Origin of the sequence: Parachryseolinea silvisoli (assembly GCF_021190955.1) — a bacterium.
GTDB classification, from domain to species: domain Bacteria; phylum Bacteroidota; class Bacteroidia; order Cytophagales; family Cyclobacteriaceae; genus Ohtaekwangia; species Ohtaekwangia silvisoli.
Genome location: NZ_JAIOAO010000004.1, coordinates 492,894 through 514,675 on the forward strand (window position 1 = coordinate 492,894; position 21,782 = coordinate 514,675).

Here is a 21,782-nt window from a genome sequence, read left to right on the forward strand (position 1 = left end):
ACGTTAGGAGGCACATTCGTTTTCGCGACCACCGCGATGGGATTCGCGCACGCCGCGACGGGCTCCATGTGCAGGACCGGCGACGATACAACGTTATGTCTATGTGAAGAATGAGCAACCTCCGCCCGTGGAGAGGGGCATGTCATGCCGCGACGGAGGTCTTCGGTAACGAAATCACAATCATTGCCACGCGTGCGTCTTAACACGCCTTTAAAACGAATCGATCAAGCGTAACGATTGCTTAATGAAACTGCGCGGCAGTCATCCGATGATTTTTTCATTTTTGCCGCCTTTGAAAGATCCCATGAGCGTGGTCACTCCTCTAACATTCACAGCGCTTTAAACTTTATGCATATGAGTAAACTATTTACCAACAAATTGCTACACGCGATCGCATGCCTGCTGTCGGTCGTGTTTTATTATGCACCCCTGGATGCTGCGGGCGAGACAAGCGCCGGCGCTTTTTTTCAACAACGAAAAGAAGTAAGCGGTAAAATTACCGACACGGCGACGGGTGAGCCTATACCCGGTGCGACTGTCCAGATAAAGGGGACATCGCTTGGCGCGATCACCGATGCCGCCGGGGTTTTTTCGCTGAGCGTTCCGGATGATGCCACGACGCTTGTCGTTTCTTTTCTGGGGTATAAAACGGTTGAACAGGCGATCGGTACCAGCACGATGTTACAAATAGCGCTGGAGAGCGACACACAAGCGTTGGACGAATTTGTAGTGGTAGGCTATCAAACGATGCGCAAGAGCGATGTTACCGGTGCCATTGCCAGCGTGAAGGCCAGTGAGCTCAATCGTACCTCGCCCACCGTAGGGCAGGCGCTGGTGGGCAAAGTGGCCGGCGTACAAATCTCGCAGGTAACGGGAGCTCCTTACAAAAGCACGAAGATCCGCGTGCGGGGTACAAGCTCGATCAACGCGAGCTCCGATCCGCTGTATGTAATCGATGGCTATCCGCAGAACGGCGATCTTTTCATGAACATGGAGGATGTCGAATCCATCGAGGTATTGAAGGATGCCGCTTCGGCCGCCATCTATGGATCGCGGGCATCCGGCGGTGTGATCCTGATCACCACGAAGCGAGGGAAGGAAGAAAAGCCGACGATCACCTACGACTACCAGTTTGGTGTCAATCAACTTGCCCGCAAGGTGGATGTCCTGAACGCCCGGCAATTCTACGATCTCTTTGTCGACGCGCACAACAAGACCTATAAAGACCTGGTGACCTCACAAGGCAAGGCGTGGAACGACAACATGGTGCGTGACGACAACGCCACGCGGACGGCCTATACCAACAACACCAATGCCAACACGATCAGAATTCCCGAGTATATGTATGACTTCGCTTCGGGTACGATCAAAGACCCGCAGTATGATACCGACTGGCAGGATGAGCTTTACCGGAATGCCATCAACAACCGTCATAATTTGTCGGTGGTCGGGGGACGTAACGGTGTGCGCTATGCCGTTTCCGGCGGATACCAGGACCAGGAAGGGATAATTATCAACACCGGTCTGAAGAAGTATAACCTGCGCTCGAACCTGGACATTGACGTTTCGAAACGGATGACGGTGGGCGCGAGTCTGGCGTATACCGATACGGAGTCGAAAGAGGTGACGGAAGGGCGTTTCCACCAAAGCCCGGTACTCACGGCGTTGATTTACCTTCCTTTTCTGCCGGCATACAATGAGGACGGCACGCCGGCACAGTATGGCATGGCATCGCAAGCGGCGGATTATGCTTTCCAGGGTGATATCGAAAACCCGGTGGCGTACGTGCAACAGGTAAAGAATTTGCGTAAGACCACACGTGCCACGTACAATGTATACGGGCAATATAAAATCATCGAGCCGCTGACGGCGAGGCTCTCGTTCGGTACCTACAACTATACCGACAACTGGGAGTTTTACCGGCCGACCAGCATTACCTCGGGTAATTTTGGACCGTATTCGCCTCAGGCTATTACAGCGGCCAACGCGCGCAATGCACGGTCGGACGAACGGGATTACCTCACGGAATTTACGTTGAACTATACGAAGAAATTCGACAAGTTCGGCGTAAGCGGTGTGCTTGGTGCGTCGGCACAATCGCACTATACGGATTTGGTTGATGTTTCGGCCAATGGATTTACAGACGACAAAGTGCCTTATGTTACGGGTGGCGGAGCCGATCCCAGCAACTTTACGCGCAATAAAGAAAGCGCTATTACCGAATATACGATGGCGTCGGCCTTCGGTCGCGTGAACGTTACCTACCTGGACCGTTACCATCTCACGGCTACCTTCCGCGGAGACGGCAGCTCACTTTTCGGTCCTGAAAACCGGTGGGCTTATTTCCCTTCCGTATCCGGAGGCTGGACGGTTTCCGACGAGACTTTTTACCGGGATCTGTTGGGCGAGCAAAGCACGTTGAAGCTTCGGGCAAGCTGGGGCTTGAGCGGTAACAACGGGATCGGCGCATACAATTACCAGCAGACGATGACCCGGGGTGGCGTGGTGATCGGTAATAATGTTGCCACGGCGATGTATCCGGGTCCGTTCCGCGATAACGAGCTGGGGTGGGAATCTACCTCGCAGACCAATTTGGGTGTCGATGTGGGTTTGTTCGGCGGACGCTTGTCGGTGATCGCCAATTATTATGACAGCTATACATACGACCTGCTGTTCTCCAAACCGATCACGGCGGTGGCGGGTTCTACGTCGATGCTCACGAACTTACCCAACTCGAAGATCAACAACCGCGGTATTGATCTTCAGCTCGATGGACTGATTGTATCGTCAGACGATTATGAGGTCCGTGCGAGCGGAAACTTTTCGCTGAACCGGAACAAGGTGCTCGACCTTGGCGGGGCGTCGACCATCATTACGAACGGCGCGGAGCGCTCGTATATGACGCACATTACGCAAGAGGGGCAACCCATCGGGATGTTCTACGGATTTGAGGTGGCCGGTATGGTGAAGACGCAGGAGGAAGCGGACGCCATGAACAACGGCACGGGGCATGCGCCGTCGTCGGCGCAGAGTACCAAGATACAGCCCGGTGACCTGTACTTTGCCGATCTGTTTCCCGACGGTGTTATCAACGACAAGGATAAGACGATCATTGGCAACCCGCACCCGAAGTTTATCTACGGATTCAATTTGTCGGGACGGTATAAGCGCTTCGATATTTCGGCATCGGCAAACGGCTCCTATGGCAACAAGGTGCTCGATGGACAAAACTACTACAACCTGAACATGGAAGGTTCGGGCAACCAGTACGCGATCGTAGACGAGCGTTTCCGCACGCCCGAAAATCCCGGTAACGGTGAGATCTACCGTGCGTCACGCGGCGGGACACAAAGTAACAGTACGCGCTTGTCTACATTTTATTTAAACGATGCCTCGTTCCTCAGAATTACCAACGTAACGATAGGCTATACGTGGAACATGGCGGCGCTTACGGGAAATACGATCTCGAACGTACGTTTCTATGTATCGTCGGATAACCTGCACACTTTTCAGAAATACAGAGGCTATAATCCCGAAGTGGACTATGCCAATGGCGGAAACCTGACGCCCGGTGTGGATTACGGTAAGTATCCGCTGATGAGATCGTATAACGCAGGAATCAGAGTTCAATTCTAAACAGACTTTTTACCATGAAAAATATAAGTTTCCTATTCGTAGTCGTTGCGCTGGTGCTGGCATCGTGCAGCGATTATCTGGATGTACCCAACCCGAATGCGGTGCCCAGCGATCGTTATTTTTCTTCGGAGATCGACGTCGACAAAGCTGTGGCCGGGATCTATAGTGCCATCCGGAGCAACGATTGTTTAGGTGAGACCAGTGACTTGTTCAGTGAGGAGCGCTCTGACAATACCGGCCGGCTGGACAACCAGGGCAACGCGGGAGAGCCCTTTCAGTTTACCAATTTTTCATTGCTGCCGGGTAACACCAACCTGAAGTCGCACTGGAGCGCCCTGTATGTGGCGGTGTCGCGCGCCAATTATGTGTTGTCGTACGTGGACAATCCTGCTATTAAATTCACGAACGAGGCCAATCGTTCCATCTATAAATCAGAGGCTCTGTTCCTGCGTGCCCTCACGTATTTCCACCTGGTGCGCAAGTGGGGAGACGTGCCGATGGTAACGGAAAACCTGACGTCCTATGATGCGATCGTGACCCACACGTATCGCGTGCCACAGGAAGATGTGTATGCGCAGATCGTTGCCGATCTGAAAGCCGCCCTGGAATCTGAAATTCCCAACATACAGGCGGCTGCGGCCAAGGGGCGTACCTGCAAGGCAGCCATCAACGGTTTACTCGGCCAGGTATACCTGACCATGGGTGAGCTCTTTACCGCGGGCCGCCAGGAGAATCTCACCAACGCCAAAACCTACCTGGAAGCAGCGTATGGCATGCGTAGCTTTGGCCAGCTGTCTGAAATTCCGTATGCGGACGTGTTCGACGTGGCGAAGAAGAATACCTGTCCCGAGATTATTTTCCAGATCGTCTACAAGCAAGGCGATCAGAACTACGCGTCGGGCCTGGCAGCACGCAATCAATCCATCGGGGAGACCATCAACTCGCAGAAACCGGCCACGGGGCAGGGAACGTATGTCAACACCGACCTGGTAAACGACTACGAAGCAAACGACATCCGGAAGGACTTCTCGGTGAAGTGGGCCGACCATGCGAAAGCAAAAGCCTGGTTTATCACCAAGTATCGCGATGCAAGCGGCGCGGCGGGTATCAACGCGTATGGCGGCAACGACTTTATCCTGATGCGGTATGCCGATATCGTCCTCATGCTTGCCGAGGTGAACGAGCGTCTTGGAAACACCGCGGAGGCGATTGGCTACCTGGATCAGGCGCGCACGCGGGCCGGCCTTCTGCCGTATGCCACGGCGGATGCAGATCCCGTGTATCACGCGAAATATCCGACGCTGCAGTTGGCTATATTGCACGAACGTCGGGTCGAGCTGGCGTTTGAAAACCACCGCCTGTTCGATCTGCTCCGTACCTTCGGCTCGGAACCTCAGGGTTTTGTCGACTATATGAAGAGCAAGAATCCGGCGGACTACGGCATTTCGGATCTGAAAAACGTGTCCACCAAAGATGTTTATTTTCCGATACCGTTCGATGAATACAAGCTCGATCCCGAGAAGATGTATCAGAACGAGGGATATAAATAAGATACCATGAAGAGAATCAACGCCATTATTGTTTTGATGCTGATGGCCGCGTGTGCGGCCGCGCAGGGGTATGATAAAAATTATCGCAGGCTGTCTTCCGGCGACCTGACGGCGGATAAGAATTTTTATTTACTCACGGTGATCGACAAGACGTCGGACGTGAGGGCTGTTCTGGCGGGGAACGTTGCCTTGAAGTCTTTTCTACAGGCGAAGGTCGGAATTCTGAAGGCGCACGTTACGGATACATGCTCGTATCCTGCCAGCCTGATGCCTGACTTTCTCTGGAAGAGCGATACGGCGTCGCTCGCCGGGGAGCTAAACCATGTTTACGCGGCCAATAAAAAGGTGTTTGACAAAATGATCGATGCGCATCTGCGGCCGTCGGGTTATTACCAGCGCTTTGCGGGTATGGCAAACGGTGTATTGCTGGCCAGGGCGTGGAGCCAGTGCTTTTATGGGATGGATTATATTATAAATCAATACGGGCTGGGCAAACGCATGCGCTATCCGCACATCGACTCGGTTAGTTATGTCGTGACCTCACGCATGTACCGCACGACGTTGAAAGATATCATGTCGTCTCTGGCAGAGGTGAGTGAAGGCCTGGATGTATTTTACAAGCCATCGCTTGCGGTGGCCATGCAGCTGATGCAGGCAAACGACCGGGATGAGCCGGCGCGTCTGGAACCTTTGGAAGAAGGTGTTAATAAGGCCGCCTTCGAGCAGAGTAAAAAAACCGACTGGAAGAAATACCGGTATGCTGCCATTGTGTTGCCGGGGGCGGGGCCTGCGCTGACCACGACGCCGGTGAGTCCGAATGGAAAAATTCATTGTGATATGGCGGCGCGCCGATACCTGGCCGGGGATGCACCGTTCATTATTCCTTCGGGTGGGTATTGTTACCCGTTTCAGGGGCCGTACAACGAAGCCGTGGAAATGAAGAAGTACCTGATGGAGAAGTATAACATTCCCGCCTCGGCCATTATTGTCGAGCCGCAGGCGCGGCACACGACGACCAATATTCGCAATGCGGTGCGGTTGATGGTCCGGTATGGAATTCCCGTCACGGGGCCAGCGTTGTTTGTAACATCGATGTCACAAACCAAATACGCCGCCGCCGACAGTTTTGATGCTCGAAATATCCGGGAGCTGGGATACACGCCGTACACGCGGAAAAAACAACTGACGAATCACGTCATCGAGTTTTATCCGGTTATGGAGTGTTTGCATATGGATCCCCTGGATCCGCTGGACCCGTAGTGCCGGCGTGTTGCCAGAGAGACTTGCCCATCCTGCGTCATAGCCTATGACGCAGGGTGGGTTTTCTTTTTATCGGGGGCCACGTCGTGAAGTTTGCAGCGTTGTAACCCCAGGGGGCCGTTATCCGTTAAAGTCAGATTCACGAACCCCCAAAATGTTATGATGCAAGAGTATATTCAGATCCGCGGCGCACGCGAAAACAACCTGAAAGACATTTCTCTCCGCGTACCGAAACGGAAGATCACCATCTTCACCGGTGTTTCGGGCTCGGGCAAGTCGTCGATCGTCTTCGACACGATTGCCACGGAGGCGCAACGGCAGCTGTACGAGAACTTCACGATGTTTGTGCGCAACTTCCTGCCGCGGTATGCACCCCCGCAAGCCGATGCCATCGAAAATCTGAGTATGCCCGTGGTCGTGGACCAGAAGCGCCTGGGCGGTGGGTCGCACTCTACCGTGGGGACGATCACGGATATCGCCCCGGTGTTGCGGCTGCTCTATTCCCGCGTAGGCCAGCCGTATGCGGGCAACTCCAATGTGTTTTCCTTTAACGATCCCCAGGGCATGTGCCCGGAATGCCATGGGCTGGGGAAAAAAATGGGCGTGCTGGCCGACTCGTTCGTAGACCTGGACAAGTCCTTGAACGAAGGGGCGGTGCAGGTGCCGGTGTTTGCGACCTGGGAGAATGCAATGTATCAGGGCTCGGGGTTGTTTGATAACGACAAGAAGCTGCGCGATTTCTCGCCCGAAGAGATGGACCTGCTGCTGCACAGCAAACCCCGCAAGGTGAAGATGCAGTTTGGTGGTGGTGAGATGAATATTACTTTCCAGGGCGTGATCGAGAAATTTACGAAAGCCTTTATCAAGCGCGACCTGAAGACGATGTCGGAGCGAACCCAAAAGCGTGTGGAACCCTACATCGGCCTGCAGCGGTGTCCGTTGTGTAAAGGCGCGCGGTTGAGTCAGGCGGCGTTGCACTGTAAGATTGGTGGTAAGAATATTGCCGAGCTTTCGGCGCTGGAGATTACCGAGCTGATCAACGTACTCGAAGCGATCGATGCACCCGTCGCAGGGCCTATGCTGGGCACACTGAAAGAAAGACTGCAACACCTGGTGGATATTGGACTGGATTACCTGAGCCTCGATCGTGAGACCAGCAGCTTGTCGGGCGGCGAGTCGCAACGCATCAAGATGGTAAAGCACCTGAGCAGCAGCCTGGTGGATGTGATGTATATCTTCGACGAGCCGAGCGTGGGGCTGCACCCGCGCGATGTGCACCGGTTGAATGATCTGTTGAAGAAGTTGCGGGACAAGGGCAATACGGTAATCGTCGTGGAGCACGACCCGGATGTGATTAAAGTCGCCGACCACATTGTGGATGTGGGGCCGCACGCCGGCAATCGCGGCGGTACCATTATGTTTGAAGGGACGTTTGATGCGTTGCTGACGTCGGGTACACTGACGGGGCGGCACATGCGGCAGGCGACGCCGATCAAGAGTACATTTCGCCGGGCGACGGGGTCGTTGGCCATTCGGCACGCCCGCGTCAACAATCTACACGACGTGAGTGTCCAGATCCCCACCGGTATCCTGACCGTGGTGACGGGTGTCGCGGGATCCGGCAAAAGCTCGTTGATTCATCACGTCTTTTTAAAGCAGCATGCCGACGCCGTGGTTATTGACCAGTCGGCCGTGGGTACGTCGACGCGCTCCAATCCCGCTACCTATACGGGTATTATGGATGATGTGCGAAAGGTTTTTGCTGCGAAGAACAATGTAAGCGCTTCGCTGTTTAGTTTCAACTCCGCCGGGGCGTGTGAAAATTGTCAGGGCGCCGGTGTGCTCTATACCGACCTGGCGTTTCTGGATGGCGTAAAGGTTCCCTGCGATGTTTGCGAAGGGAAGCGGTTTAAAGAGGAGGTGCTGCAGTATACCCTCGACGGCAAGTCGATTGCCGATGTGCTGGATATGACGATGACGGAGGCCAGCGAGTTCTTTAAGCAAAAGGAGATACAAAAGAAGCTGCAGGCGTTGCGCGACGTAGGGTTGGATTACCTGACGCTCGGGCAGCCGCTCAGCACGTTGTCGGGTGGGGAGTGCCAGCGCATCAAGCTGGCCAGCGAGCTGCACAAGAAAGGCAGTATCTATGTACTGGATGAGCCCACTACGGGGTTACACATGTCGGACATCGATCACCTCTTGAGCATCATGAACCGCCTGGTAGACGCCGGCAACACGGTGATTGTGATCGAGCACAACGTAAGCGTCATGCGCCACGCAGACTGGATCATCGACATGGGCCCCGACGGCGGGCATAAAGGCGGACGCGTTGTGTTTGAGGGAACGCCGCAGGAGCTGCTGCACGCGGAGGGGTCGATTACGAGTGGTTATATAGGGGCATGATGAAAGAGTGTGCGTGTGGGTGTGAGCGCGAAGAAAAATACAGAACACCTGTATTCGCTCTCGCGCTCACACTCACGCTGCTTTTTTGCTACTCTTCGTATGTAAAAGCCGCTTCCGCGGAAACATAAGATGCCTGCACGCCTACCGTCACTTTATACGTCCCGGGCCACAGTTGCGGCACGATCACCGTTATTTGCGTATCGGTGATTGACGTCACGAGGCCTGTCCGTGAATTGAGCCCTGTGGCAAAATCAGAAAAACTGACACTGGTATTTCCGCCCTTATTGCCGGTATAGTTTTTATCGATAAAGTTTGTTCCAGTAATGGTCATGGTAGCGTATTGGGATCCCGAGGATGGCGTAAACGACGTAACGGATGGCACGATAACCTCAAAGGACTCGGGCGCCGTGGCCGTCATGCCGGCTACGGTAACAGACACGGGATACTTTCCTGCCGCGAGCCTGTGGTACGCTGACGAGCAGCTCGTTATGTCCGGGCCTGGCAACGGAGCCCCGCTCGATGACTTTGCTGCCAAAGGCCACTTGCTCGAACCGGTAAGAATCTCTAAAACCCTTACCGATAATCTTCACCAACTGCCCGGAGTATCCGCGGGTAAGCGAAAGCGACTCGATGACAGGAGCCTTCAGTATAAAATTATTGTCCGAGGTCAGAAGCTCTTCACCCGGTATACTGATTCGAATCTGTACCGAAGACGCTTCTATATCATCCGGCACAATGACCTTTGCCGACGTCTTGTCGACGCTCACCACCGTAGCATCAACGCCTCCAAAGCTGACGGCCAACCGGTCGGGATCCGTACCCAGGTTTTCGCCGGTCAGGGTAATCTCATCACCGATAAACGCTGTCGCCGGGGAGAAGCCTGAAAACACCGGTGGACCGGTGACTTCCACCAGGTCGGCGGCCGTGGCGGTCAATCCGGCTACCGTGACGCCGACAGTATATTTTCCCGGCGTCGCATCGGCGGGAATATATAGGTGAAGCTCGGTATTGCCGGGGTCGACTGATTCACCTTTCAACAGGGTATTCCCAAACTTTACCTGCTCAAACCTTTGGGAGTTTCTAAACCCGTTGCCTTTGACGACCACCTCTTGCCCGGGCAATACCGAAGTCGGCGAGATAGATTCGATCACTGGCGCTTTCAGGGTAAAGGCTTTACCCGCTTTTAAAGACGCCAGGCTTATCCGGAGCGCTAACCCGACAGAAGCTGCTTCTATATCATCGGGCACAATCACCCTGGCGGATGTCCCGTCCACACTCACGACGTTCGCGACAACATCGCCGAAGGTAACGATGAGCGCATGCGGATTGGTGCCCAGGTTCTTACCCTGGATCGTTATCTCCTCGCCGATGAAAGCCGTCGCCGGCGAAAAGTCTAAAAACGCAACATCATCAGGATTGGTGGAGAGGTCGTCATTGTCCTCACCACACGCAACAAGAAGTGACAAACACACGGCAGCCTGAACAAACAGGAGTTGTACTTTTTTCATTAACACAGCTTACTAATTTGAGATTAGACAATCGTTATTTCTGATACAGTTAAAATTTGGCCAATAGCTCTGGAAGAGCCTCAACATAATTTCTGATACTACTAAATCGCGTTGCGAAGGTAGCTACCCCGCCAGAATATCCAAGAGAAGGACTATAAATAGTTAGTATATCATTGGTAACCGCTGATGAAGGCTACCCAGCGAGGTTCTGACAGGCCGTGTGTTTACGTGCGATCGATGTACAGCATTCGGTATGGCTACAACGCCAGTCGATTCGACTAAAATGCCTGGCAATTCCTGACGGAGATTTGTGGTATAAAAAAATCAACGCATATGAGAATTGTTATTACAGGCTCGCTGGGCCATATCAGCAAGCCGCTTACCCAAACAATCGTTGCCAACGGGCACCAGGTGATCGTGATCAGCAGTAAGGCTGATAAGAAGGACGCTATTGAATCACTGGGCGCCGTGGCCGCGATTGGATCGTTGGAGGATGTTTCCTTTCTGACAGAAACGTTCAAAGGCGCCGACGTAGTATATTGTATGACGCCGCCCAATTATTACTATGACCAGTCGCTGGAGCCCATCTCGTATACCCGGCAGTTGGGTGAGTGTTACGCACGAGCTATTGTTGCTTCGGGCGTACAGCGTGTGATTCACCTGAGCAGCTTTGGCGCGGACCTGGACGCCGGGACGGGATTTATTTTAGGCGCGCACGCGGTAGAGCAGGTCTTCGCAGCGTTGCCGGCGGAGATAAACATTACCACCCTGCGGCCTACGTCTTTTCATTACAACCTGTTGAGCTTTATCGGGCAGATCAAAGTGACGGGAAAGATCGCCTCCAATTATGGGGCGGAGGATGTGGTGGCCATTGTTTCACCGCTGGATATTGCGGATGCGATCGCGGATGAAATAGAACATCCTGCCACGGGCCGGAAGATACGGTATGTGGCCAGCGAGGAGCTGACGGCGAATGAGATTGCACGCGTCTTAGGCGATGCCATCGGCAAACCGGGTCTGCGATGGGAAGTAATCTCCAACGAAGAGATGTTGGCCCGTGCGCTGCAGGCAGGTTTTAACGCGCATTCAGCCCGGCTGTATGTGGACTTGTATGACAGTCTTCACACGGGAAAGCTGGCGGAGGACTATAACAAGCATAAGCCCGTTTTTGGCAAGGTTAAGCTGACTGATTTTGCGAAGGAGTTTGCAGCAGTCTATCATCAAAGCTGATACCTTTGTCGTATGAGTCAGAGCCAACCGCAGCACATCCGTTCCATCAGCGAATACCATCGCCTGATGCAGCTACCGAAGCCGGAGCATCCGCTCATCAGTGTGGTTCGGTTTGAGGACGTCCGTCATTCGGACACGAGCAACGCGCTGACGATGGTATTGAATCACTATTCGATTGCGTTGAAGCGGAACTTTGGCGGGAAGATGAAATACGGTCAGCAGGTTTATGACTTCGACGAGGGGATCATGACGTTTATGGCGCCGGGGCAAGTGCTTCGCATCGAGTGGGAGCCGGACAAAGAAGTTGAACATACGGGATGGATGTTGCTGATCCATCCCGATTTTCTCTGGAATACGCCGTTGGCAAAGTCTATTAAGCAATACGCCTTTTTTGATTATGCGGTGCACGAGGCGCTCTTCCTGTCGGAGAAAGAGGAAGCGATTGTGATAGGGGTGATGCAAAGCATTATACATGAATACCGGGCGAACATGGATCAGTTTAGTCAGGCGATCGTCATTTCGCAGTTGGAAGTGTTGCTGAACTACGCGGATCGTTTTTATAACCGTCAGTTTCTTACGCGGAAGGTCAGCAATCATAAGTTGCTGGCGCGTATGGAGGACCTGTTGGCGGCGTATCTGGCGAGTGATACCCTGATGGAAAAAGGCGTACCGACGGTGACGTATCTGGCGAATGAGCTGAATGTGTCGCCGGGGTATTTGGGGAGTATGTTACGGATGCTAACGGGGAAAAATACGCAGCAGCATATTCATGATAAGCTGATTGATCGGGCAAAGGAGAAGCTGTCGACGACGGATCTGACCGTGAGTGAGATTGCGTATCAATTGGGCTTTTCGCATCCGCAGTCGTTTAGTAAGTTGTTTAAGGCGAAGACGAATCTTTCGCCGTTGGAGTTTAGGCAATCGTTTTGAGCAAGCTGCAAGAATCTGCAACCCACGATTTGTCCCATGGATTTTATTTTGCCGGGTGTCGGGATTCCTTTTCTTTACGGCAGGCTTTTGTCAATTTTGGTGCTATGAAAAAGCGGGCCGGGATTCCGACATTTAATCTTCGCGGGCGGGGCAAGGAGATGTTTGAGATCGCGAAGGTTTCCGAACATTTGTTGTCGCATATCAACAAGCCGCACCGGGATGAAAACTATATACTGTTTTTTCAGGAGCGTGGTTTGAGTCGGGTGGTAGTTGATTTTCAGGAAGTGGAGACGAAGGGCTGTGCCGCGCTCTGTATTCTGCCTGGACAGGTGCACCATGGTGCGTATGCAAAAAATGCCGTGTTCTGGTTTATCGCGGTGGATGCTGATTGGATCCATCATTCGTTCCGTTCGGTGTTGATGGAAAGTGCAGTTCGGAACCGGCCTATTGCTGTTGAGCCTTCGCAGATTTCTTTTTTTCAGGAGAGCTTTGGGTTGCTGCAACGGTTGGATGCACGTTGGCAACAGGACCCTCGTTTAGAACCTACGTTGCGTTCGATGTTGGATGTTTGTCTCAATTTATTTTCGTGCGCGATTCAACAGAACCTGGACCTGGAAACACGCCACCGTTCGCGTCCGGCGCTGATCACCGAGCAATTCCGGAAATTGGTGCTGGCTAACTTTCGTGTGATGAAAAGCCCGGCGCAATACGCGTCGTCGTTGCATATCTCACCAGCCTATTTGAACGAAGTGGTGAAAGAGACCACCGGATATCCTGTTAGTCATTGGATCCATCACGAAATTATCCTGGAGGCTAAGCGCACGCTTTTCTATACAGCGCAATCGGTAAAGGAGATCGCTTTCAAGCTGGGGTATACTGACCCGGGCTATTTTAACCGTTTGTTCCGTAAGATGACCGGGCAGACGCCGCTGCAGTTCCGGCAAAAAATCAAGTTACCGTGATTTGTCCTATCATTGCCGCGGATCGGCCATTGTTGCCGCGTGACGGTTGCCCGTCCTTTGCGTGGTGTTAATTGCAAGGACAAGGTATGGCGAATGGCATTAAGAAGGCAGTATTCAATCTGTTAGAGAAGGCCCTCATTGATGAGGGCGAGGTGTTGGAAATCCGGCACTGGGAACCGGCGGCCATGGTGGAGCTGGTGCTTTATCTTCCCACAGTCGATATGACTAAATGGAAGTCTATCCCCCGGATCAAGTGCAAGGTAGGCGAGTTTGAATACCGCGATTACAGCCCTGCAACCTGGAATGCGGAGAAGAAACAATGCACCGTACTGATTGAAACCGGACACAAAGGGTTTGGAAGCGCGTGGGCGCAGCAACTGCGAGTAGGCGACACGATACAGTTTTCACCTGCGAGCACGGCATCGTTACCTTCGTCGGATGGCCCTGTGTTGGGGCTGGGGGATGGGAGTGCGCTGGGGCACTTTATGGCGTTGAGGCAAATGATCTCTTCCGAGCGCCAGCCGTTGGATGCCTTTGTTTATCTGAGCGAAGTATACACGCTGCCCATGTCCCTGGTGGTGGAGCAGGGGGGCTTTAATTTTATGATGCGAAAAGACGCCGATCCGGCGGAGCTGTTGTTGAAGTCTGTTCAAGGAAAAGATTTAACCGGCTATAGCGCGGTGTATATCGCGGGACACATTCCGATGGTGCAAAAAGTGCGGAAGGCTTTGAAGGCTCTTCCCGGATTTCGTGCGAAGGTGTTTGCAACCGGGTTTTGGTCCTGATGGACCGTAGGGTTGGCTAGGGAGAAGTCTTTCGAAACTGCTCATCGACCAGGGCCGCTTCGAACAGCAAGGCCCGGATTTGATTGTCGTCTATGTCGGCCAGTTTTTTGAAGTATACCATGTATACTTGTTTGCGTCCCTCTGCCAGCAGGATGCCATTATCATTAGACATTAGATTTCCCTGGTTAAAGCCGAGGGCTACGCCTTTGGTCTTTTGCTTTTCGTAGTGGGTGTTCGCTTCCCACGCCACGGACGGGGGCCAGATGAAACAGATCAGCCGGTTGCGGGTATAGAACGGCATCGCCTGGTCTTTGTATGCCTTCTCCGTTGCTTTCGGAAGACATTCAGTCACGAGGGTACGCAGTCGGGTTACCAGTACTCGCTCGTCGCGTGGGAGGGCTGCGATCATGTTGTCAATATCGGTAGCGCTTGCAAAGGGCGGCATACTATGGTAATACTATTGGGCGGGTCTTAGCGGGCTGACTTCATGGCCTTTACTTTTTTGACCTTGGTGTCTTTTGTCAGTTTTTCGTACTCCGGAGTTTCCATGCCATAGAGGGCGATCTTGCCTTCGCTGTTGCTGTGGATACCGAAGCCATACGTTTTTGTAAGTGGAGAGGCGCGAAGACAGGCCTGTCCTTTTGAGAAGAATTGTTCCCTGGCTTCTTTGTGCTGCTCTTTGGGAATATCGTTCCGCTCCGCGTATACCCGGAAGAGTACGTCGTCCGAGGTATATTTATACGGGCTTCTGGCGACTAAAGCATACTGCATTTCGGCCACGGTTTTGTTGTCGCCTTTCGACGGTGGTTTTGTGCCACTGCCGGCCTTTGTATCTTCGGCTACCTCGATAAACGTATCGAAATAATTGGTAGTATGGGTTTTCATATTTTTTGCAACTGGCTTACAAGATAGTGAGTGGCGGGTTTAGTGCAAATGCGGGAGGGTACTGACACCCGGAAAAATCAGGTATGGTGCTCAGTGAAAGTCGGGATATAGCCGCAAGTCTTACACCACTGTCGGTAGTCTATTGACCGACGTCAGATTCCATTGTTCTTCAGGCGGATACGCGGCCCAGCGAGCGAAGTGTCTTGATCGTTATGATTCGGTCGATCTTGAATGTACGCTCAGCTTTTCGGAGGTGACAATAGGCTCTGATGTGGGCGTCTTCATAGCCGTTGTCCTGGTAGTCGTTACAAATTTCCACACGGCTGATGGTGCGCTTGCTGATCTCGTCCCTGGTTTTACGGTATTCGATGGTGATAGGGTTACCGCGGGAGATAGCTTCCAGGAGCGCCTTTTTAACAGCAGGTGACTGTTTCTGGAATTTTGTGCGGGTGATTTTTCCCCCGGTATAAAAGTCGATGATGCGCGGGTCGACAATGATGTCGCGTTTGTCTACCGGGTTGACCAGCGTAATCCCCTGTAACGTTGTACACCGACTGAGCGCGACATACATCTGTCCGTGCGCAAACGCGCCAGTGCCGGTATCGATGGTGATTTTGCTAAATGTTTTCCCCTGGCTTTTGTGGATGGTCATGGCAAACGCCAACTGCAAGGGGTATTGAACGAACGCTGCGACTACCCTGGGCTCGATGGCACCCGTATCTTTGTTCAGTTCGTATTGGATTTCCGACCATTGCTCGGGTGCTACTTTATATTCTTTGTCGTCGATTATTACCGCGATGCCACGGCGGCCTACTTTACTGATTTTTCCGATGCTACCGTTGGCCCAGCGTTTCTGCGGATCATTTTTGACCATCATGATCTGGGCGCCTTTTTTAAGCTCGAGTATATAGGGTGCCGGAAATTTGTCGTTTAGCTCGTGGTGGCTCAAATCCTGAAGCTTTTCGTATTCGCCCAGTAAGGTGCCTTCAAATTGGAATGGCACCGAATCGATCTCATCCAGCTTCTTTTTATTAAAACTATTTGCGGCTTTGCGGGTTGTTGTCAGGCATAGGGCGTGCTTGTGGGCTGCCGTCGGCTTCTTGCAACGCGATTGGAGGAGCTTCAGGTCTTTGTCGTGCACGCGGTTGACGCGGATGTTGTCCAGCAGGGCTTTGAATTTTGTCTGCTGCGGTGACTGACGTACGACCGTGGTAAGCTCGCGGACCTGCAGATTGAAATTCTGGAATACCGGCGCATGAAAGAAGTATTCGCCGCCATAGCGGGTATATATCACTTCCTCGTCTTTATCGTGTAGCACCGGCGGGAGCTGAAATAAGTCGCCCACAAAGACCATCTGTATTCCCCCGAAGGGAGTATGGGGCTTTCGGCAGTTCTTGCGCAAAGCTATATCGATTCCGTCCATCAGGTCAGCACGGACCATGGAGACCTCGTCGATAATAATCATTTCGAGTGTTCGAAATAAGTCTGCTCTTTTGTGGTCTATTTTAATGGTGGCTGGATTAATGATTTCCGGTTCAAATCGAAAAAAGGAATGTATCGTTTGACCGCCGATATTCAGCGCCGCCGTGCCCGTAGGGGCGAGGACAACGTGCTTTTTTGAGGTGGTACGGATGAAATATTTCAGCAGCGTGGATTTGCCCGTGCCGGCGCGGCCCGTAATATAGAGGTTGTCCGAGGTATTGTTGAGCGTATGCAGAATTTGCAGAAACTCCTTGTTTAACGCACGTGACATGGATGGCGCAATCGGTTATATAGACGCTGTTTAATACGGTAAGATTGCCATAAGTAATCCCCTAAAGAGGCTGTGTTTCAGGTCTATTTTGACACTTTTGGGTTGTGAGGTGTTTACCTAAATCTTCTTATCTTTATACGAGGGGGCCCATCGTGCGTCAATATACTTGACACATGGTGGGTTTTTATATATAATCTCTGCTCATGAAGAAACTAACCTTTTTTTATTTACTCGTTGTATTGCTGACGGTCGCGTTGCCGGCCGAGAGCCAACGCCGCCGGTCCGCCACCCTGAACAATGCCAGTGTTTCTGCACAAGTCCTTCCCCGGCAGCAGGAGCCCCAGTTGCAACGCGTGTCACCTGCCGTACGGGAATATATACGTCCAACGCAAAAGGTCGAAGTCCTGCAGCCGGACGGGTCGAAGGAGCTGATGCGCCGCGATGAGATTAAAGTAGTGGACGGGCTTCAGACGATTCGTTACAGTACTGTTCTCGGCAAGCTTGATGAAAAAGAGACCCGGATGGTAGTCGGTAAAATGGAAGACTCCCTGGCCTCGAAGATTGATGTGTCGCAGTTGAAAATTATTCCGGAGCTGCATTTTGAAAAGTCTTCCAGCGATGGCACCAGCCGGACGTACCGTATTGCGTTTGCTTCGAACGTGCCGTTGGAGTTTAATGCCGAGAAGGATGTGTTTACGGGGGCCATTAGCTTTTTATTGGTAGACGAGTCGGGAGACGCCACGACGGCGTTGGATAAACCGATCCCGCTGCAAATTACCTCCAATACCATTCGTACGATTACTCCCAAGAGCCTCGAGCTTTCTCATCTTTTCCTGCCGTTGTCCGATGTCGAGCTCATGGAGCGCGACGTTCAGGATTCGGCGTTGGTAAAGCTCGTGACCAATTTTAACCCGAATGGCTATGATGTGTTTGTGCCGGTCAAGCCTGCGTTACAATTATCCATCGAGCGAAAATCGATACAAGGTCTGGGGATACAAGAAGTACCCGTGACCATTCGCTATATCGGCTCAAACTCCGGCAAGTCAAGAAAGGTAATTTTGCAGGCGGAGCGCGGAACGATTACGCCGTCGGCCATGGAGGTGAAATATAATGAGCCGGTGACGGTGATGTTGCGGTCGGAGGGAATCGGCGATGTGACCATTTCGGCCGAGGATAATACGCAGCAATATCAGATTACGGTAGCGTATACGTTCCCGTGGGTATTCCTGGTGGCGGCGTTGGGAGGGGGGCTGTTTGGCGCGCTGCTGACGTTCTTAAAAGGCGGTAAAAAATTCAGTTTTAATCCTTTCCTGTATGCGGCGTTGATTGGGTTGTTGTGTGCCGCGGCGTATTATGTGCTGGGATTGAACCTTCTTGATTTGAAAGTGAGCGAGGCGTTTAATGAGGTAGCTGTTGGCACCTTTTCGGCGCTTGGAGCATTCTTTGGTGTCAATAGAAAGTAGACGGGGAATCAGCGGATTGATTTTCCGGGAGGAGTGCTCTATCTTGGTCGCACCCGGTTCGTCATGACACAGTTTAGGTATTTAACCATACATCCCTCACCATCCGCCCAGGTGCGGCACATCCTGGCTCACAACGTTATCGGTACACCCGGGCTAAGTATGTGTTATCAGCATACACAAGTAGCGCGAAAGATCGACGGGATTGCCGATCCTTATTTTATCAGCCTGAAGCGTGGTGACCAGACGGTGGGCACGTGCTGTTTTTGTTTCCGGAGAGTTTCTGCGGCGGGTAATTGGATACCGGCCTTTTATATCCGGTATTTTGCTTTCCTGGATCAGTTTAAGCGCATGCCGCGCGAGCACAGGGTTGGGCGACGTACGAGTGCCTTGCGGCAGGAGATTGCCATGCTTCTGGAGACCGACACGTGGGCGCGGTCGAGCGGCAGCTATTTTCACTATGCGTATGTGGATCCGCGGAACGTGCGGTCGGTCCGGTTATGTCGTGCGTTTGGTTTCGAACGGGTCCGGCGCTATTCCACTTTTATATTCACACGATTTACCCTCCGAAGCGATGCGCGGCCCGAACCGCTTCAGGGGCACGATGCGTTGGCCGATATGAAGCGGCGGTTGGCGTACTTCTACGCCGATTATACGATGTTCAGTATCGAAAACCTGTTTCGGGACGGGCAGTACTTTGTGCTACGCAACCCGAACGGGGAGGTTGTCGCGGGCGTTCAGGCAACACCGGACTGCTGGCAGGTTCGCTCCTTGCCGGGGCGTTATGGCAAATTGCTGTTGTCGCTGATGTCGCGTTTGCCATTGCTTAACCGCGTCATGAAGCACCGGTACACGTTTCTGGCATTGGAAGGAATCTATCATGCCGATGGATGCGAAGCCGATCTGCAGCGGTTAATTGAAGCCTTGTTGGCAAGATATCAGGTGCATTCCGCCATTACGGTGGCTGACAAAGATTCCGCACTGTGTCGGACGTTGAAGACCCTGGATTTGGGGGTTGTGCAAAAGATCATGAAGAATGCCGGTGGCGATGTAATCTGCAAGTTCGTAAACGTGCCGGAGGAGGTGCCTGCTGTCATCCGCACGCGCCCCGCATACATTTCCGCAACGGATGTCACGTAAACATCCGTAGTCCCCGGCTGTAGCCTTAAAATGACCCTTTATCTACGGGTTAATATAGATTACTGTTTGATTTTCAATGTATTAGATGTCGTTGAAAATCGGGTTAATAACCTTCCTCGAACACTCAGTGTCGGGGTGCCTTCCCAAACGTTTGCTGAATGCTTTATAAATCGGTTTAGCCGACGGTGTGCGCGTCTGTGTGCGATGTTTAATTTTTCCGTTTTACGCTCAAAATATTTCTACCACCGCAAACAGCGAAAGTGCCCTAATTCGCAGATTAACGATTTTTTTCTCTCCGTTAACCCGGTTTTAACCCATTCTTTAACCACCTGACTGGTAAACTCGGTACAATTTGCAATCGATAGCAACCATCCCGCAATCGATAATTGGCAAGTCAAAACTTTTTTAAAAAGCTACTGGACCAGTTTTTCATCTAAACCTAAAAACCAATGAGTAAAGCTTTACAATTCTTACGGTACGTTGTTTTGCTGGGGGCATTCGCTGTGTCGTTCGGCTCCTGTAAGGAGGACGATGGCCCCACAACCGAGTTAGGATCCATTTCCGGCACCGTTACAGGGGAGAATGGGCAAGCCATTCCCGATGTTACAGTGACCATTTCCGGCGTTAAGGAGGAGGATATCGTCCTGACGACCGATGCCAATGGAAAATACAGCGTAGACGGCGTGTCGATGAAACTGCACGCTGTGACGTTTTCCAAGACCGGGCTATTGCGAACCAGCAAGAGCGTCGATGCCAGCGACTTTGACGAGGACAAACGGGTGATCGTCGACGTGATGATGCTGGACGCCTCCAAGATGATTGTCGGTACTATTATCGATGCCACCAATGGCGATGCTCCGCTGGAAGGTGTAACGGTTACTGTAGGCGTCGCAGGTTCTGCAACCAGCGGCAGTGATGGTAAATTCTCCATCGAGAACCTGATTGTCGACAACTATTCTGTGACCTTCAGCAAAAAGAACTATGTAGACGTTACGAAGACCGTTGCCAAAACCGACTTTGATGCTATAACCGGCGTGGCTACTGTTGACGTAAGGATGGGTGGCAAGGAAGTGTTGCGTGGTCTCACCGCGGACGATCTGGCGTCGGCTGAAAAGTGGTATTACAACGAATATCGCGGTGGCCGTAACGCCGATGCGTATCCGCACTGGGACTGGTCGACCGACTATATGGGTACGCTTGATTTCCGCGGCGCCTGGGAAGAACAGAATGAAGGTACGACGCTGCAAATCCGCAACGGTGACGCCGAGCGTACAAATCCAGCTGACCTGGAAGTATTTGACTCATTCGTGTTGGGTAGCAAAAAGATTACCGATGACAACAAAATCATGTCGCTACGCGTGCGCACCCACAGTGCTTCGGATGCGGCTCCTACCGTTTGGGGTGTACAGGTGATCGACCTTTCCGAGGCAGAACCTGTTGCTAAAAAAATTGGCGACACGAAAGGTTTGAATTCGGAAGCCTATCAGGACTTTGACTTTGACCTAAGTACCTACGTCGGCAAAGAGGTCGTTATTGTTATTGGTACTTACCGTGCGGCTACCGGCGACTATTGGAAACAACTTGTTCTTCGGGCCATTCGCTTTGCCGACCGGAAAGTAGTTGGTACGGAATGGCTGCCAGGTACTGAAGTTGTTCCCGGATGGAAGTTGTCTGTTGAGACTGTGCGCTCGACCATGCCTCAAAACAAAAAGGTCTTCTCCGGACTTACCACGTATACCGGCGACAAAAACCGTGACAACTATATCCAGGCCTATCGTAGCTGGCGTGATAATAATCATATCGGGGCAAATTGGTCTTTTGTTCCGTTGAAGAAAGATCCGGAAGTGTTTGCGGGAGAAGGCTATCTGATCAAAACACGCGGCACGAACGAAGTAAACACCGTGGTGCCCGAAGCCTATCTGTACGCGAAGTTCTCCATCGCCTCTGGCAGCGATCAGCTCACCTTGAGCACGCGTAATTTCAGCAATAACCCTACTTATTTTAAAGTTACGGCCATACAAAATGATGGTACGGTCACACATGTAGATCCTCAGTTTAATGCAGCAGTGGTAAATGCCAGTGCCGCCGAAGATGGTACCTGGAAATTCACCCACCAGCAAGGTGGATCCGGTAATCCGGACGACTACGCCAAGTTCGCGTATGACCTGTCACAATTTGATGGGCAAGATGTAACGATTGTCATCGGTGTGTACAATGGTGTTGCCGACTCCGGTGAGAACAAGCTGGTTTTCCATCAGATTAACTTGAACTAAAAGAAGA

General features: G+C 52.3%; 16 protein-coding genes. 11 read left to right on the plus strand and 5 right to left on the minus strand.

Annotated elements, in window-relative coordinates:
* The first annotated feature begins 354 nt into the window (after positions 1-354).
* The 4 genes from K7P01_RS24940 to K7P01_RS24955 all read left to right on the plus strand — a co-directional run bounded on the left by K7P01_RS24940 (position 355) and on the right by K7P01_RS24955 (position 8,849).
* The gene (locus K7P01_RS24940; RefSeq protein ID WP_267297302.1) at positions 355-3,636 is read left to right on the plus strand and encodes a SusC/RagA family TonB-linked outer membrane protein; all 3,282 of its coding nucleotides are present in this window, start codon (positions 355-357) and stop codon (positions 3,634-3,636) included.
* A gap of 14 nt (positions 3,637-3,650) precedes the next feature.
* Positions 3,651-5,186 carry a RagB/SusD family nutrient uptake outer membrane protein gene (locus K7P01_RS24945; protein ID WP_267297303.1) on the plus strand — a complete coding sequence of 512 codons (1,536 nt, stop codon included), beginning with the start codon at positions 3,651-3,653 and terminating at the stop codon, positions 5,184-5,186.
* A gap of 6 nt (positions 5,187-5,192) precedes the next feature.
* A complete protein-coding gene (locus K7P01_RS24950) occupies positions 5,193-6,446 on the plus strand; it encodes a YdcF family protein (protein ID WP_267297304.1) in 1,254 nt (417 codons plus the stop codon).
* A 159-nt stretch (positions 6,447-6,605) separates the two neighbouring features.
* Positions 6,606-8,849 carry an excinuclease ABC subunit UvrA gene (locus K7P01_RS24955; RefSeq protein ID WP_267297305.1) on the plus strand — a complete coding sequence of 748 codons (2,244 nt, stop codon included), beginning with the start codon at positions 6,606-6,608 and terminating at the stop codon, positions 8,847-8,849.
* Positions 8,850-8,937: 88 nt separating this feature from the next.
* Here K7P01_RS24955 and K7P01_RS24960 read toward each other — a convergent pair whose 3' ends face one another.
* Entirely contained in the window at positions 8,938-9,267 is a 330-nt protein-coding gene (locus K7P01_RS24960; protein WP_267297306.1) for an IPT/TIG domain-containing protein, read from the minus strand.
* Positions 9,239-10,357: an IPT/TIG domain-containing protein gene (locus K7P01_RS24965; RefSeq protein ID WP_267297307.1), complete on the minus strand. Its 1,119-nt coding sequence runs from the start codon at positions 10,355-10,357 to the stop codon at positions 9,239-9,241. Before K7P01_RS24965 ends, K7P01_RS24960 begins: the two co-directional genes overlap by 29 nt.
* Positions 10,358-10,690: 333 nt before the next feature.
* Here K7P01_RS24965 and K7P01_RS24970 point away from each other — a divergent pair, with 333 nt between their 5' ends.
* From K7P01_RS24970 to K7P01_RS24985, 4 genes are all read left to right on the plus strand, one after another.
* Positions 10,691-11,587, plus strand: coding sequence for an NmrA family NAD(P)-binding protein (locus K7P01_RS24970; RefSeq protein WP_267297308.1), 897 nt, complete (start codon positions 10,691-10,693; stop codon positions 11,585-11,587).
* A 12-nt stretch (positions 11,588-11,599) separates the two neighbouring features.
* Positions 11,600-12,517: a helix-turn-helix domain-containing protein gene (locus K7P01_RS24975; protein WP_267297309.1), complete on the plus strand. Its 918-nt coding sequence runs from the start codon at positions 11,600-11,602 to the stop codon at positions 12,515-12,517.
* Between the two features lie 104 nt (positions 12,518-12,621).
* On the plus strand, positions 12,622-13,479 hold the full coding sequence (locus K7P01_RS24980) for a helix-turn-helix domain-containing protein (RefSeq protein ID WP_267297310.1): 858 nt from the start codon (positions 12,622-12,624) through the stop codon (positions 13,477-13,479).
* An 86-nt stretch (positions 13,480-13,565) separates the two neighbouring features.
* Positions 13,566-14,264 carry an SIP domain-containing protein gene (locus tag K7P01_RS24985; RefSeq protein ID WP_267297311.1) on the plus strand — a complete coding sequence of 233 codons (699 nt, stop codon included), beginning with the start codon at positions 13,566-13,568 and terminating at the stop codon, positions 14,262-14,264.
* A gap of 16 nt (positions 14,265-14,280) precedes the next feature.
* On the opposite strand, the gene K7P01_RS24990 is transcribed toward K7P01_RS24985, so the two are convergent.
* From K7P01_RS24990 to K7P01_RS25000, 3 genes are all read right to left on the minus strand, one after another.
* The gene (locus K7P01_RS24990; protein ID WP_267297312.1) at positions 14,281-14,709 is read right to left on the minus strand and encodes a DUF1801 domain-containing protein; all 429 of its coding nucleotides are present in this window, start codon (positions 14,707-14,709) and stop codon (positions 14,281-14,283) included.
* A 26-nt stretch (positions 14,710-14,735) separates the two neighbouring features.
* Entirely contained in the window at positions 14,736-15,149 is a 414-nt protein-coding gene (locus K7P01_RS24995; RefSeq protein ID WP_267297313.1) for a DUF6157 family protein, read from the minus strand.
* A gap of 169 nt (positions 15,150-15,318) precedes the next feature.
* The gene (locus tag K7P01_RS25000) at positions 15,319-16,902 is read right to left on the minus strand and encodes an AAA family ATPase (protein WP_267297314.1); all 1,584 of its coding nucleotides are present in this window, start codon (positions 16,900-16,902) and stop codon (positions 15,319-15,321) included.
* A 203-nt stretch (positions 16,903-17,105) separates the two neighbouring features.
* Between K7P01_RS25000 and K7P01_RS25005 the strand changes: the two genes are divergently transcribed.
* The 3 genes from K7P01_RS25005 (at position 17,106) to K7P01_RS25015 (ending at position 21,775) form a co-directional block, all read left to right on the plus strand.
* Positions 17,106-18,365: a hypothetical protein gene (locus K7P01_RS25005; RefSeq protein WP_267297315.1), complete on the plus strand. Its 1,260-nt coding sequence runs from the start codon at positions 17,106-17,108 to the stop codon at positions 18,363-18,365.
* A 63-nt stretch (positions 18,366-18,428) separates the two neighbouring features.
* The gene (locus K7P01_RS25010) at positions 18,429-19,502 is read left to right on the plus strand and encodes a hypothetical protein (protein WP_267297316.1); all 1,074 of its coding nucleotides are present in this window, start codon (positions 18,429-18,431) and stop codon (positions 19,500-19,502) included.
* A gap of 449 nt (positions 19,503-19,951) precedes the next feature.
* Entirely contained in the window at positions 19,952-21,775 is a 1,824-nt protein-coding gene (locus K7P01_RS25015; RefSeq protein WP_267297317.1) for a carboxypeptidase-like regulatory domain-containing protein, read from the plus strand.
* Positions 21,776-21,782 lie beyond the last annotated feature (7 nt).